Raw genomic sequence first — 14,019 nt, forward strand, 5'->3', positions numbered from 1 at the left:
TTGATGCCGTAGGAGCGGCGTAAGCCGCGATGGGGCTTCCATGGAATACCCGGATCGCGGCTTACGCCGCTCCTACGAAAGGCAGGCCGGTCCTCAGTCTCGGCCACATCCTGTACGCCGGGCGCCGACGATGGTCGACATCGCCGATGCACTGCCGACATCCGTGGAGCTCCCGTAGGAGCGGCGTGAGCCGCGACGGGCTTTCATGGAATGGCCACGGACCGCGGCTTGCGCCCGGCTGGCCGCTGGTTCCATTCGCTCATGACGACCTGGGCAGTCGTCATCTGCGCCGGCGCCGGTTTTGGCATAGTGGCCGGACCGTCCCGCCGCATCCTCCGCCACCGCTCCCCATGCCCCGCATCCAGGTCTTCCAGCATGTCGCCGCCGAGCCCCTGGGCACGCTCGACCCGCTGATCCGCCGACGCGGGCACCGGATCCGCTTCACCAACTTCGAGCGCGACCCCGACGCCGCGCCGAACATGGACCGCTACCGCGGCCTGGTGGTGCTGGGCGGGCCGATGAACGTCGACGAGTGCGACCGCCGCGCGCACCTGCGCACCGAGCTGCGCGCGATCGAACGGATGCTCGAGCTCGGCAGGCCGGTGCTGGGCATCTGCCTGGGTGCGCAACTGCTCGCCCACGTGCTCGGCGCACCGGTCCGTCGCCACCCGGCCCCGGAGGTCGGCTGGCATCCGCTGGCGACCACCGATGCCGGCCGCGGCGACCCGGTGCTGGCCCCGCTCGGCGACGCCGCGCCGGTATTCCAGTGGCACCGCTACAGCTTCGAGGTGCCGCGCGAGGCCGTGCACCTGGCCCGCTCGCCGCTGTGCGAGCCGCAGGCCTTCCGCTTCGGCGACAACGCCTACGGCTTCCAGTTCCACCTGGAGATGGACGAGGCCCTGATCGAGCGCTGGCTGGCGAACCCGCGCTATCTCGCCGAGCTCGCCGCCGACGGCCATCCGACCGATATCGAGACGATCCGCGCGCAGACCCGCCAGCACATCGCGACGATGAAGGCGCAGTCGGAGGCGGTGTTCAACCGCTTCCTCGATCTGGTCGGACGCCCGCAGCGGCGGATCACCCTGCCCTCGCGCGAGTTCGGTTGAGCCGGCCCGGAGCCTCGCTCAGCCGAGTCCGAGCCGGCTTTCGAAGCGACGCTCGCGCCCGTCCAGCGGGTCCTCGAACCGCAGCGACCGCGCCAGCAACTGCAACGGTCGTCCGAAGTCGTCCTCCGCCGGCGCCCGCAATTGCGGATACAACGGATCGTTGAGGATCGGCGCCCCCAGCGCCGCCATGTGCACGCGCAACTGGTGCTTGCGCCCGGTCACCGGGCGCAGGCGGTAGCGCCAGATGCCGCCGTCGCCGCGGTCCAGCACTTCGATGCGGGTCTCGCTATTGGGCTCGCCGGGCGTTTCGGTCATGCGGAAGAACGGCTCGCCACGCTCGATCCGCGAACGGTGCAGGCGCGGGAAGTCCCCGCCCAGGCACGGCGCCAGCGCCTCATAGACCTTGTCGATGCGGCGCTGCGGGAACAACGCCTGATAGCGCGCCCGCGTCGCCGGCTCGACCGAGAACATCACCAGCCCCGCGGTGCCGCGATCGATCCGGTGCAGCGGTACCAGGGTGTCGATCCCGGTCCGCCGTCGCAGCCGCGACAACAGGGTCTGCTCGACGAATCCGCCGGCCGGGGTGACCGGCAGGAAGTGCGGCTTGTCGGCGATCAGCAGGTGCTCGTCGAGGTGGACCACGCTTTCGGCGAAGGGAATCGGCGTCTCGTCGGCCACTTCGCGGAAATAGCGGATCTCCATCCCGACCCGGTAGCGGGCATCGGCGGACAGGGCCCGCCCTTGCGCATCCAGCACCCGTCCGCGGGCGAAACGCGACTGCCAGACCTCGCGCGGGATCCGCGGGAAACGCGCGCAGACGCCGTCGAGCAGGGTCGGCCACGGCCCTGGCGGCAGTTGCAGGCGGCTGGGAAGGGGCGGAGGCGTCGCGCTCACGATCGCGCCATTATCCGCGACCGGCCGCGTCGACGCGCGCCCTCCTGGCCCGGCTCTTCGCCCCGCCGGCCCGGGCGCGCGGAACCGGTTTCCCGCTCCGGCACCGCCGATCGCGTCCGCGGCGGCTAGAATGGCGCTCCTTTGCGCATCGAGCCGGACATGGCCCTGAATTCCACCGTGGTGAAGGCGGAGCTGCAGATCAGCGACATGGATCGGCACCACTACGCCACCCACGACCTCACCCTCGCCCAGCACCCTTCGGAGACCGACCAGCGATTGATGGTGCGGGTGGTCGCGTTCGCGCTCTACGCGAACGACCGGCTGGAGTTCGGCCGCGGCCTGAGCAACGAGGACGACGCCGACCTGTGGCAGCGCGACTACACCGGCGACATCGATCTGTGGATCGACCTCGGCCAGCCCGACGAATCGCGGATCAAGAAGGCCTGCGCGCGGGCGCGCCAGGTGGTGGTGGTCAACTACAGCGGAAACGCGGCCGACATCTGGTGGAACAAGATCGCCAATTCGCTGACCCGGCTGAAGAACCTCACCGTGCTCGACCTGCGCCCGGACACGGTCGACGCGCTGGCGGCGATCGGCAAGCGCGGCATGCGCCTGCAGGCACTGATCCAGGACGGCGAGCTGCAGTTGATGAGCGACCAGGGCAGCGTCGCGCTGCGACCGGACGTCCGCCTCGCCTCCCAGTGAGCGCATGAGCGCGCGCGCCCACGACCACTACGACCTGTTGATCGTCGGCGGCGGCGCCGCCGGTCTGATGTGCGCATTGACCGCGGGCGGGCGCGGGCGGCGGGTGGCGGTCGTCGAGCACGCCAACCGGGTCGGCAAGAAGATCCTGATGTCCGGCGGCGGCCGCTGCAACTTCACCAACACCGGCACCACCCCGGCCAACTACCTGTCGGCCAACCCGCACTACTGCAAGTCGGCGCTGGCCCGCTACACCCCCTGGCACTTCATCGAGATGGTCGACCGCCATCGCATCGCCTGGCACGAGAAGGAGCTGGGCCAGCTGTTCTGCGATGTGTCGAGCAAGCTGATCGTGAAGATGCTGGTCGACGAATGCGAGGCCGTCGGCGTCCGCATCCTGACCTCCTGCGCGGTCGAGCGGATCGGACTCGACGACGACGGCCGCTACCGGCTGGCCACCTCGCAGGGCGTCCTGCGCGCGCCGCGGCTGGTGGTCGCCTGCGGCGGCCTGTCGATCCCGAGCATGGGCGCGACCGGCTTCGGCTACGAGCTGGCCCGCCAGTTCGGCCACGAGGTGCTGCCGACCCGCGCCGGCCTGGTGCCGCTGACCCTCAGCGGCAAGCACCTCGAACGCATGCACGGACTCAGCGGGCTGTCGCTGCCGGTGACCGCCAGCTGCAACGGCCAGTCGTTCAGCAATGCGATGCTGGTGACCCATCGCGGCATCAGCGGGCCGGCGATCCTGCAGATCTCCTCGTACTGGCAGCCCGGCGATGCCCTGCACCTGGACCTGCTGCCGGGCGAGGACGCGCTGGACTGGCTGCAGCGGCAGCAGGCCGCGCGCCCCGCCGCCGAACTCCAGACCGTGCTGTCGGACGCGATGCCCAGACGCTTCGCCCAGCGCCTGTGCGAGGTCTGGCTGCCGGGCCGCAGCGGGCATCGGCCGATGCGCCAACTCGACCCGCCGCAACTGAAGGCGATCGCCGCGGTGCTGTCGGCCTGGCCGCTGGTCGCCAGCGGTACCGAGGGCTACCGCACCGCCGAGGTGACCCTGGGCGGGGTCGACACCGACGGCCTGTCCTCGCAGACGATGGAGTCGCGGCAGGTGCCGGGACTGCACTTCATCGGCGAGGTCGTCGATGTCACCGGCTGGCTGGGCGGCTACAACTTCCAGTGGGCCTGGGCCTCCGGTCACGCCGCCGGCCTGGCCGCATGACCGACGCGCCGCCGCGTCAGCATTCCGCCGGCGGCCGGATGCAGTAGCGGTTGCGCCCGGTCTTCTTGGCGCTGTACAGGGCGGCATCGGCGGACGACATCAGGGTCTTGGCGTCGATCGCACCGTAGGCATAGGCGATGCCGATGCTGGTGGAGATGTTCAGGCTCGTACCGTCGACCTCGACCGGCCGCCCCATCACCTCGACCAGCTTGTGCGCGATCGCCACCGCCGCGCCCGGAACGTCGGCATCCTCAATCACGACCACGAACTCGTCGCCGCCGAGCCGCGCCGGGAGGTCGACCGCGCGCACGTTGTCCTGCAGGCGCCGGGCGAATTCGCACAGGACCCGGTCGCCGACCTCGTGGCCGTGGGTGTCGTTGATGCCCTTGAAGTGGTCGACATCGAGATAGATCAGGGCCAGCGGCTGCCCGTGCCGCCGCAGACGTTCCAGCGCCAGCGACATGCGCTCGTCGAACTGGCGCCGATTGGCGAGACCGGTCAGGGTATCGACCCGGGCGAGGCGTTCCAGCTCGCGCCGGCTCTCTTCCAGTGCCAGTTCCGCGGTGACCCGGCCGGTGACGTCGCGGGCGGCGGAAATGATCTCGCATCCCCCCTCTCGATCCGGGCTGGGAATCGGCTGCGTCACCGCTTCGACCCAGATGTAGTGACCGTCCTTGTGACGCACGCGGTAGGTGTCCGTCCTCGCCCGGCCGGTGGCGATGACGCTGGCCATCGCCTCGGCCTGGTATTGCCGGTCGTCCGGATGGATCAGGCTCCAGCGCGATCCGAGCATGTCGGCCGGCTCCCAGCCGAGCATGTCCCGCGCCGACGGCGAGACATACAACCGCTCGCCGTCGGTGCGCATCCTGACCACGAGATCGTGCGAGAACTCCGCCAGCAGCCGGTAGCGGTGCTCGCTGTCGCGCAGGCGCGAGGTCAGGCGCTTGCGCTCGCCCATTGCCAGGACCACCGGAATGGTCATCAGGCAGCCACTGGCGACATACAGCTGCAACAGCGCGATGCGCCCGGCGGTGTCGATGCCCTCCAGCGCCCACAGCGGCCCGTATCCCATCGCCGTGGCGACGCTGGAGATCACCGCCAGCAGGGCCACGCCCACGGCGAGGCCGGCGAAACCATGCCGGAACGCTCCCTGCAACAGCGGCGGATAGGCGAGGAACAGCAGCGGATACTCCAGCAGGAACACCGCGATGACCACCAAGGCCAGCAACGCCATGCTGCCAAGGAAGCCGCGACGCCTGCCGGACAAGGTCGCCAGGCGCAGCCCTTCGCGTTGGACCACGACCGTCGTGGTGGCGAAGATCACCATCCCGAGCACGTGCGCCGCGTACCAGCTGAACAGCTCGCCCATGAACGAACCGCCATGGGCCATGATCGCGATCGTGGCGGCCGGCAGCCCGGACACCGCGCAGGCCAGCAGGGTGCTGCCGGTGGCGATGCCGCCGAGCCTGAGCCAGTTCCTGGGATCGCCGACATCGGGCACCAGCCGCCTGACGAAGCCGGCCACGATCAGCACCTCGACGAGGCCGCACGCGCCGATGGCCGCGGCGTACGCGACCGCGTCCCCGCACAACACATGGGCCACGACACCGGCCGCGAACCCGGTCAGCACGTAGCCCGGCCACTGCCGCGTCGGCCTGGACAACAGCCAACCGGTCAGGATGCCGTTGCCGATCCAGACCACCGACAGCTCGCCGGGCGCGCGCACCAGGGTCAGCGACAACCACGCGCTCGCGCCAACCAGCAGCGCCAACAGCGGATGGTCCAGCCAGAACGCCTTCCGTGTCATTGGATGGTCCATGACAGCCTCGCTCCGTTGACCGATTTCGCCCGCGGAAGTTCCGGAATCGGAGAGGCCACGGTTGTCACGCAGGCGCGACGGTTACGTCTGCCATGGTGCCCGCCACGCCCGTTACACCATGTCAAAACATCGCCGCGACGGCGCGACCACGGTCACAAACACGCACATCGACGGGAGCGCCGCACTAGCCGCGATCGGCCGTGGTCTCGTCCTGCGCCGTCTCGACCGGCGCCAGTCGCAGGTGCTGGAAATCGAAACTGAAATCGGTCAGCGGCGACACCGCCTCCATCCTCGCCTCGCGGACCTTGCCGTCCGGGTCCAGCACGAAACTGACGAAGGCGTCGGCGTTCAGCCAGCGCTCGTCCCAGCGCACGATGAAGGTGTCGTGCTGCCAGTGTTCGAGGGTGCCGCGCAGGGCCGGGGTGCGGGTGAAGCGCATCCGCAACCGCTCGCCGTCGCGTTCGATCGCGACATCGCCGTACCAGGGGTCGCGGTAGGTCGCGGCATAGTCCGCCACTGGCAATGACGGCTTCGAGCGGGCGTCGCGCGCGGCGACGTGCTTGTCCCAGTCCTCGTCGGCCTTGCCGCGGCTGGCGGCCAGCGCGGCGGCGAAGGCCGCGTTCCAGTCATGCTCCGTCGGGCCCTCCGCCGGCGCGCCCAGCATCGCGTCCAGCGCCCGCAGGGTGACCGCCTGGAAGGCGCCGCCGACCTCGGCATTGGTCAGCACGACGATGCCGATCCCGCGTTCGGGCACCAGGGTCAGTCGCGAGACCATGCCGGGCCAGCCGCCGGTATGCCAGACCAGTTTCTCGCCGCGGTAGTCGCTGAGGTTCCAGCCCTCGCCATAGCCGGAGAAGTTCGGCATCGCCGGCGCAAGCTCCGGTACCGGCGCCTTGCCGACCGCGCGCGGCGTCACCACCGTCCACATCGCCTGCTGGCGCTTCTCGCTGAACAGGCGCCGGGTCTCGCCGGCGGCGTCGTGGTAGCTGCCGCCGGCCAGTTGCATCCGCATCCAGCGGGTCATGTCGTGGACGCTGGAATACAGGCCGCCGGCGCCGGAGACGTTCGCCCAGGCCATTCGCGGTGCCGGCTGCAGGTCCTTGAAGTCGGCCTTGGCGTAGCCGGTGGCGATCTCGTCGTCGGCGCGCAGCGTGTCGCTGTTGAACCGGGTCGACGCCATGCCCAGCGGATCGAGGATGCGCTGCTGCAGGAACTGCGCGTAGGACTGACCGCTGGCCGCCTCGATCACCAGTTGGGCGACGCCGTAGAGGATGTTGTCGTAGGCGTACTGGCCGCGGAAGCTGCCGTCGATCGGCACGTGGCGCAGGCGTCGCGCGACCTCCTCGGTGCTGTAGTCGGTGGTCGGCCAGTACAGCAGGTCGCCGGCGCCGAGTCCCAGGCCGCTGCGGTGCACGAGCAGGTCACGTATGCGCATCTCGCCGGTGATGTAGTCGTCGGACATCCGGAACCACGGCAGGTGGTCGATCACCCGGTCGTCGAGCGAGAGCCTGCCCTCGTCAGCCAGGATCGACAACGAGGCGCTGGTGAAGGCCTTGGTGTTGGAGGCGATCGCGAACAGGGTGCGCGGCCCCACCGGCGCGCGGGTCTGCAGGTCGCGCAGGCCATAGCCGCGCTCCAGCACCACCTCGCCGTCCCTGACGATCGCCACCGCGATGCCGGGCACGTCGAAGGTCTCCCGGGTGGTTTCGACGAAGGCGTCGAAACCGGCCAGCTCCGCGGGCTCGGCCGCGGCCGCCGCCTGCATGGCCTCCTGTGCCCGCGCGGACGGCGCCGCCGCGAGCATGCCGGTCGAGGCGAGTGCGAGCACCAGCAGCGCGCCTCGCGACCAGCCTGCGGTCCGGTCCACGGCTGCGGAGCTCATGGCGGCAGGACTCACGGCGGCAGGGTCAGTGGCGGCACGATTGCGATTACCTGCTGGGTCCACGCTCCACCTCGTTCGAATGCACAAGCCGCCGACGATACCGCAAGTCCGCGCGCACGCCGGAGGGCCGGAAGTCGCGTGGCATCATGTGCGCCCGCCTCTCACCCGGCGATCACCGCACGCGCCCGCCCGATGTCCGTCGTCCCGACCTCCCTGCCCGGTCTCGCCGTGATCGGCGGCGGCCCCGCCGGCCTGATGGCGGCCGAAGTCGCGCGCGCGGCCGGCCTGGAGGTCGATCTGTTCGAAGCCAAGGGATCGGTCGGACGCAAGTTCCTGATCGCCGGCAAGGGCGGCCTGAACCTGACCCACGGCGAGCCACGCCCCGGCTTCGATGCGCGCTATCGCGAACGCGCGGCCGCGGTCGGCCACTGGCTCGACGATTTCGATGCCGACGCGCTGCGCGCCTGGGCGCGCGAGCTGGGCGTGGACACCTATGTCGGCAGCTCCGGACGGGTGTTCCCGGACGACCGCAAGGCCGCGCCGCTGCTGCGCGGCTGGGTCCGGCGGCTGCGCGAACAGGGGGTGCGCTTCCATGTCCAGCACCGCTGGCGGGGCTGGGACGAGGCCGGCGCACTGCGGTTCGACACCCCCGATGGCGCGATCGCCACCCACGCGCGTGCGACCGTGCTCGCGCTGGGCGGCGGCAGTTGGCCGCAACTGGGTGCGGACGGGGCCTGGGTCGACGTGCTGCGTGCGCGCGGCATCGACATCGCCACGCTGGAACCGGCCAACTGCGGCTTCGACATCGGCTGGAGCGCGCACCTGGCCCGCCACGCCGGCGCACCGCTGAAACCGGTGATCGCGCACTGGCGCGACGCCGACGGCGAACACGCCCTGCAAGGCGAATGCGTGCTCACCGCGACCGGCATCGAAGGCAGCCTGATCTATGCGCTGTCGGCCGGGCTGCGACAGGCCATCGTCCGCGACGGCCAGGCCCTGCTCGAACTCGACCTCGCCCCCGGCCGCAGCCGCGACCGGCTGCGCGACGACCTCGCCCGCCCCCGTGGCAAGCGCAGCCGCGGCGAACACCTGCGCCGCGCCAGCGGGCTGTCGGCGGCCAAGGCGGCGCTGGTGATCGAGCATCTCGGTCCCAACGCGCTCGACGTTGCCGCGCAGGTCGCGACAACGATCAAGCGCCTGCCGCTGCGGCTGCTGCGTCCGCGTCCGATCGCCGAGGCGATCAGCAGTGCCGGCGGCGTGCGCCTGCAGGCGCTGGACGAGGCGCTGATGCTGCGCGACCTGCCCGGCGTGTTCTGCGCCGGCGAGATGCTCGACTGGGAAGCGCCGACCGGCGGCTACCTGCTGCAGGCCTGCTTCGCCAGCGGCCTGCGCGCCGGACGCGGCGCCCGCGACTGGCTCCGTCGGCGCTGACCGCCCCCCGCCGGCGACCGCGGGTCGGGCGCGCCGCCGATATTTCACCTGATGGTTGACATTCGCCGGGCACGCGAATATCGTCAACCACATGGTTAACAACAACTCCCCCCAACTGGATGCCCTGTTCCAGGCGCTGTCCGACCCGACCCGGCGATCGATGCTGCAGGCGCTGGCGCGGCAACCGCTCAAGGTCGGCGAACTGGCGGCGCCGTTCCGGATGTCGCTGGCCGCCGCCTCCAAGCACATCAAGGTGCTCGAAGGGGCCGGCCTGATCCGCCGCGAGGTCGAGGGACGCACCCACACCTGCCATCTCAAGGCGGCGCCCATGCACGCCGGCCTGGAATGGATCCGCCACTACGAACGCTTCTGGAACAGCCGCCTGGATGCCCTGGAAGCCCTGCTCGAGGCGGACGATGCCGCCCCCTCCATCGCCCCCCCCACCCCCACCCCGCCCGCCTCTCCCAAACGGCGCAAGCGCAAGAACAAGGAGTGAGTCCATGCACACCGACAACGACGCCCTCGGCACCCTGGTCGCGGCCGACACCATCCGCCTGCAACGCACCCTGCCCGGCCCGATCGAGCGGGTCTGGCGCTACCTGACCGAGCCGGAGCTGCGCAGGCAATGGCTGGCCGACGGCGCGTTCGGCGCGCCCGGCGATCGCCATGAACTGGTGTTCCGCAACAACACGCTGACCGAAAACGACGCCGCGCCGCCGGCCAAGTACGCCGGCATCGCCGACGAGGCCCGCAGTCGCGGTCGCGTGATCGAATGCCGGCCGCCCGAGCGGCTGGTCATCAGTTGGGACGAGGACGACGCCGGTCTGGGCTCCGAGGTCGCCTTCGAACTGGAGCCGCGCGGCAGCGAGGTCGAACTGGTCCTGACCCATCGCCGCCTGCCGGGCCGCGACGCCATGCTCAGCGTCGCCAGCGGCTGGCACGCCCACCTGCGGGTGCTGATCGCACGTCTTGGCGAGCAGACGCCGCCCGGGCTGTGGGCCAGCTTCAATCAACTCGAAGCCGAGTACGAGCGCCTGATACCGAAGGCCGCGGCCTGAATCCGGACACCGTCGTCGCGCAGGTCCGGGCAACCCCGACCTGCGCGCGCGCGGCGATGCGATACTGGCCGGCCCGCCGTGACGAGTCGTGCCCATGCTGCGCTCCGCCCTCCTCGCCTGCCTGCTGCTGTCCCTCGCCGCCTGCCGCGATCCCGGCCCGCCTGCCGGCGGCTCGGTCGCCGAGCTGCAGCGCATCGACATCCGCGAGGGCGACGGCGCCGTGGCCAAGTCCGGCATGGACGTCACTGTCCACTACAGCGGTTGGAACTACGACCAGAGCCGGCCGGACCTGCGCGGCGAGAAGTTCGACAGCTCGCTGGACCGCGATGAGCCGTTCACCTTCCTGCTCGATGCCGGACGGGTGATCCGCGGCTGGGACGAGGGCGTGGCCGGCATGCGCGTGGGCGGCAAGCGCGAATTGCGGATTCCGTCGAACCTGGCCTACGGCAGCCGCGGCGCCGGCGGGGTGATCCCGCCCAACGGCTCGCTGGTGTTCGAGGTCGAGCTGCTGGACGTGCGCGAGCACGAGGCCGGCGCCCGCTGAGCGCGGCCAGCGGCACCGTGCGGGCTTGAAAGGTCCGGCCGCGGGCCCATCTACCGACCTGTCCGCGCAATATCGTGCACAGGAGAGAGCCCCGCGATGAGCATCGAAACCCACAAGGAAACCCTTGGATTCCAGACCGAGGTCAAGCAGCTGCTGCAGCTGATGATCCATTCGCTGTACTCGAACCAGGAAATCTTCCTGCGCGAACTGGTCTCCAACGCCTCCGATGCGATCGACAACCTGCGCTTCCAGGCAATTGCCAGGCCCGAGCTGCTGGAGGGCCAGGGCGAGCCACGCATCCGCATCAGCACCGACAAGGACGCCGGCACCGTCACCATCGAGGACAACGGCATCGGCATGAGCCGCGACGAGGTCGTCGCCAACCTCGGCACCATCGCCCGCTCCGGCACCGCCGAGCTGCTGCGCGGGATGACCGGCGAGCAGAAGAAGGACTCGCAGCTGATCGGCCAGTTCGGCGTCGGCTTCTATTCCTCGTTCATCGTCGCCGACCGGGTCGAGGTGTTCACCCGCCGCGCCGGCCTGGCCGCCGGCGAGGGCGTGCACTGGAGCTCGACCGGCGAGGGCGAGTTCGAGGTCGCCAGCATCGACAAGGCCGAGCCGGGCACCCGCATCGTCCTGCATCTGAAGGAAGGCGCGGGCGAGTTCGCCGACGACTGGCGCCTGCGCGGCATCATCAAGCGCTACGCCGACCATATCGGCGCCGCGATCGAGATGCCCAGGCAGGCCGCCGACGAGGCCGGCGAAGACGACAACGCCGGCACCGGATGGGAAAGCGTCAACGACGCCAGCGCGCTGTGGACCCGGCCGCGCAACGAGATCGGCGACGACGAGTACCGCGCCTTCTACCAGCACATCGCCCACGACTTCGAGGACCCGCTGGCCTGGAGCCACAACAAGGTCGAGGGCAATCTCGAGTACACCTCGCTGCTGTACGTGCCCGGCCGCGCCGGTTTCGACCTCTACCACCGTGACGCCAACCACGGCCTCAAACTGTACGTGCAGCGCGTCTTCATCACCGACCGCGCCGACCAGTTCCTGCCCAACTACCTGCGCTTCGTCCGTGGCGTCGTCGATTCCGGCGACCTGTCGCTGAACGTTTCGCGCGAGATCCTGCAGAACAGCCCGGCGGTCGCTTCGATGAAGACCGCCCTGACCCGGCGCGTGCTCGACATGCTCGCGAAACTGGCCACCGACGACACCGACAAGTACGCGAAGTTCTGGGCACAGTTCGGCGAGGTGCTGAAGGAAGGCCCGGCCGAGGACGCCGGCAACCGCGAGAAGATCGCCGCGCTGTTCCGCTTCGCCTCCACCCACGACGACAGCGGCAAGCCCTCGGTGTCGCTGGCCGACTACCTCGGCCGCATGCAGGACGGCCAGGACAAGATCTACTACCTGGTCGGCGAGAGCCATACCCAGTTGCGCAACAACCCGCACCTGGAGGTGTTCCGCAAGAAGGGCGTCGAGGTGCTGCTGCTCAGCGACCGCATCGACGAATGGATGATGGGATATCTGCAGGAGTTCGACGGCAAGGGCTTTGTCGACGTCGGCCGCGGCGATCTCGACCTGGGCAAGCTCGACAGCAGCGAGGACAAGGCCCGCCAGGAAGAGATCGCCAAGGCCAGCGAAGGCCTGGTCGAACGGATCAAGGGCGCGCTCGGCGAGCAGGTTTCGCAGGTGCGCGTGTCGCATCGGCTGACCGAGTCGCCGGCGGTGCTGGCGGTGGGCGAACACGACATCGGCGCGCAGATGCGCCATCTGCTGGAGGCCAGCGGCCAGGCGGTGCCGGAGTCGAAGCCGGTATTCGAGTTCAACCCCGAGCACCCGCTGATCCAGCGCCTGGACCGGGAGGCGGCGGGCGAACGTTTCGACGCGCTCAGCCACATCCTGTTCGAGCAGGCGTCGCTGGCCGCCGGTCATGGCCTCAAGGATCCGGCCGGCTACGTCGGCCGCCTCAACAAGCTGCTGATCGAACTGGCCGGCTGACGCGACACATGGGGGCGCCACGCCCCCATGCGCGCGACTACTCGTCCCGCAGGAGCGTCCTGAGCCGCGACGAGGCTCGCCCGCCAGGGCCCCTCGCGGCTTGCGCCGCTCCTACAGGGGAACGATATCCGGCTGCGCCCGGATATCTCCCAAGGTTGGCTGCGCAAACCTCGGGCCCCGCCGATGCGCCGCCACACCCCCATTCGTGCCTGCGGCACCACGTGCCTACTTCTGATTCGTGCCTGTGGCACGAATCGCCCCCTGACTCAGGGGGCTGGATCACGAGGCAGACGAGCGCTCTTCGTAGGAGCGGCGTAAGCCGCGATGGGCGTTCATGGGATGGCCCTGGGGATCGCGGCCTAAACAGCGCCCACGTCGGCGCTGCCCTGCATCGCCTTGACCTCGCGCCGCGGCGGCGCGCCGAACAGGCGCCGGTACTCGCGGCTGAACTGCGACGGGCTCTCGTAGCCGACCCGGTGCGCGGCGACGGCCGCTTCCATGCCCTCACTGAACATCAGTCGCCGCGCCTCGTGCAGGCGCAGCTGCTTCTGGAACTGCAGCGGCGACATCGCGGTCACCGCCTTGAACTGGTGATGCAGCGAAGACGGGCTCATGTGCATCGCCTCCGCCAACGAGTCCACGCGCAGGGTCCGGTCGTAATTCGAGCGGATCCAGTCGATCGCACGGGCGACGCGATGGGTGCGGCCGTCGTGCACGGCCAGATGCCGCAGCTGGTGACCCAACCCGCCCATCAGCACCCGGTACTGGATCTCGCGGCTGGCCGCCGGTGCCAGCACCGGCAGGTCGCGCGGGGTGTCGAGCAGGCACACCAGCCTCAGCAGGGCGTCCAGCAGCTCGCCCGACATCGACGCCACGCACATGCCCAACTCGCCGTCGCGGCTTTCGCCGCCGCCGTCCTGCCCCAGTTCCAGCATCAGCCGGGCCACCTCCTCGGTGTCGATCGCCAGCCGCAGGCACAGGTAGGGCTGCTCCGGGCTGGCCTCCAGGATCTGCCCGACCGCCGGCAGGGTCACCGACACGACCAGATAGTTGAGCGGGTCGTAGTGGAACACCCGGTCGCCGATCAGGGTGCGCTTGCTGCCCTGCACGACCACGCACAGGCTCGGTTCGTACACCGACGGCAGGCCCTGGTTCGGGGCGCTGGCGCGGATCAGGGTCAGCGGCGCCCAGGCGCTGGGGTGGACACCGTCGGCCGGCACCAATCGGGCAACCCGCTCCGCCAGCTCCTGCTGACGCGGGTCGTCGACGGCGCGCGCCTCGCGCGGATGATCGGTATGCAATTGCATGATTTTCATGGCAGTTCCAAGTGCGGCCCAGCATACGCCGCCCGCGCGGGCGAAAC

The 14,019-nt window shown here is 70.2% G+C and carries 12 protein-coding genes; 8 read left to right on the plus strand and 4 right to left on the minus strand.

Annotated features, from left to right (window positions below):
• The first annotated feature begins 350 nt into the window (after nt 1–350).
• Nucleotides 351–1,106 (plus strand): glutamine amidotransferase-related protein, encoded by a 756-nt coding sequence (locus C9I47_RS09760; protein ID WP_190238467.1) that lies wholly within the window; start codon nt 351–353, stop codon nt 1,104–1,106.
• Nucleotides 1,107–1,124: 18 nt separating this feature from the next.
• Here C9I47_RS09760 and C9I47_RS09765 read toward each other — a convergent pair whose 3' ends face one another.
• Nucleotides 1,125–2,000, minus strand: a complete 876-nt coding sequence (locus tag C9I47_RS09765; protein WP_111266571.1) for a pseudouridine synthase — start codon at nt 1,998–2,000, stop codon at nt 1,125–1,127.
• 159 nt (nt 2,001–2,159) lie between these two features.
• Between C9I47_RS09765 and C9I47_RS09770 the strand changes: the two genes are divergently transcribed.
• Nucleotides 2,160–2,705 carry a YaeQ family protein gene (locus C9I47_RS09770; RefSeq protein WP_111268070.1) on the plus strand — a complete coding sequence of 182 codons (546 nt, stop codon included), beginning with the start codon at nt 2,160–2,162 and terminating at the stop codon, nt 2,703–2,705.
• 4 nt (nt 2,706–2,709) lie between these two features.
• Nucleotides 2,710–3,918: a BaiN/RdsA family NAD(P)/FAD-dependent oxidoreductase gene (locus C9I47_RS09775; RefSeq protein ID WP_111266572.1), complete on the plus strand. Its 1,209-nt coding sequence runs from the start codon at nt 2,710–2,712 to the stop codon at nt 3,916–3,918.
• A 16-nt stretch (nt 3,919–3,934) separates the two neighbouring features.
• Here the strand turns inward: C9I47_RS09775 and C9I47_RS09780 are convergent, their stop codons facing one another.
• The gene (locus C9I47_RS09780; RefSeq protein ID WP_190238468.1) at nt 3,935–5,725 is read right to left on the minus strand and encodes a diguanylate cyclase domain-containing protein; all 1,791 of its coding nucleotides are present in this window, start codon (nt 5,723–5,725) and stop codon (nt 3,935–3,937) included.
• A gap of 196 nt (nt 5,726–5,921) precedes the next feature.
• On the minus strand, nt 5,922–7,619 hold the full coding sequence (locus C9I47_RS09785; RefSeq protein ID WP_111266574.1) for a serine hydrolase: 1,698 nt from the start codon (nt 7,617–7,619) through the stop codon (nt 5,922–5,924).
• Nucleotides 7,620–7,811: 192 nt separating this feature from the next.
• On the opposite strand from C9I47_RS09785, the gene C9I47_RS09790 reads away from it, so the two are divergent.
• The 5 genes from C9I47_RS09790 to htpG all read left to right on the plus strand — a co-directional run bounded on the left by C9I47_RS09790 (nt 7,812) and on the right by htpG (nt 12,656).
• Complete coding sequence (locus tag C9I47_RS09790) at nt 7,812–9,050, plus strand: TIGR03862 family flavoprotein (protein WP_111266575.1); 1,239 nt, start codon at nt 7,812–7,814, stop codon at nt 9,048–9,050.
• Nucleotides 9,051–9,141: 91 nt separating this feature from the next.
• The gene (locus tag C9I47_RS09795; RefSeq protein WP_111266576.1) at nt 9,142–9,546 is read left to right on the plus strand and encodes an ArsR/SmtB family transcription factor; all 405 of its coding nucleotides are present in this window, start codon (nt 9,142–9,144) and stop codon (nt 9,544–9,546) included.
• 4 nt (nt 9,547–9,550) lie between these two features.
• On the plus strand, nt 9,551–10,108 hold the full coding sequence (locus tag C9I47_RS09800) for an SRPBCC family protein (protein ID WP_111266577.1): 558 nt from the start codon (nt 9,551–9,553) through the stop codon (nt 10,106–10,108).
• A gap of 94 nt (nt 10,109–10,202) precedes the next feature.
• Nucleotides 10,203–10,652, plus strand: a complete 450-nt coding sequence (locus tag C9I47_RS09805; protein WP_111266578.1) for an FKBP-type peptidyl-prolyl cis-trans isomerase — start codon at nt 10,203–10,205, stop codon at nt 10,650–10,652.
• Between the two features lie 96 nt (nt 10,653–10,748).
• A complete protein-coding gene (htpG, locus tag C9I47_RS09810) occupies nt 10,749–12,656 on the plus strand; it encodes a molecular chaperone HtpG (protein ID WP_111266579.1) in 1,908 nt (635 codons plus the stop codon).
• Between the two features lie 359 nt (nt 12,657–13,015).
• Here the strand turns inward: htpG and C9I47_RS09815 are convergent, their stop codons facing one another.
• Nucleotides 13,016–13,972, minus strand: coding sequence for an AraC family transcriptional regulator (locus C9I47_RS09815; protein WP_223250083.1), 957 nt, complete (start codon nt 13,970–13,972; stop codon nt 13,016–13,018).
• Nucleotides 13,973–14,019: the final 47 nt, after the last annotated feature.

Source organism: Marilutibacter maris (assembly GCF_003233695.1).
In the GTDB taxonomy this organism is placed as follows: Bacteria; Pseudomonadota; Gammaproteobacteria; order Xanthomonadales; family Xanthomonadaceae; genus Marilutibacter; species Marilutibacter maris.

Coding starts and splice junctions, on each gene's coding strand:
- C9I47_RS09805 (WP_111266578.1), top strand. CDS start 10,203: ATGCTGCGCTCCGCCCTCCTCGCCTGCCTGCTGCTGTCCCTCGCCGCC.
- C9I47_RS09795 (WP_111266576.1), top strand. CDS start 9,142: ATGGTTAACAACAACTCCCCCCAACTGGATGCCCTGTTCCAGGCGCTG.
- C9I47_RS09770 (WP_111268070.1), top strand. CDS start 2,160: ATGGCCCTGAATTCCACCGTGGTGAAGGCGGAGCTGCAGATCAGCGAC.
- C9I47_RS09785 (WP_111266574.1), bottom strand. CDS start 7,619: ATGAGCTCCGCAGCCGTGGACCGGACCGCAGGCTGGTCGCGAGGCGCG.
- htpG (WP_111266579.1), top strand. CDS start 10,749: ATGAGCATCGAAACCCACAAGGAAACCCTTGGATTCCAGACCGAGGTC.
- C9I47_RS09790 (WP_111266575.1), top strand. CDS start 7,812: ATGTCCGTCGTCCCGACCTCCCTGCCCGGTCTCGCCGTGATCGGCGGC.
- C9I47_RS09780 (WP_190238468.1), bottom strand. CDS start 5,725: ATGACACGGAAGGCGTTCTGGCTGGACCATCCGCTGTTGGCGCTGCTG.
- C9I47_RS09775 (WP_111266572.1), top strand. CDS start 2,710: ATGAGCGCGCGCGCCCACGACCACTACGACCTGTTGATCGTCGGCGGC.
- C9I47_RS09800 (WP_111266577.1), top strand. CDS start 9,551: ATGCACACCGACAACGACGCCCTCGGCACCCTGGTCGCGGCCGACACC.
- C9I47_RS09815 (WP_223250083.1), bottom strand. CDS start 13,972: ATGAAAATCATGCAATTGCATACCGATCATCCGCGCGAGGCGCGCGCC.
- C9I47_RS09760 (WP_190238467.1), top strand. CDS start 351: ATGCCCCGCATCCAGGTCTTCCAGCATGTCGCCGCCGAGCCCCTGGGC.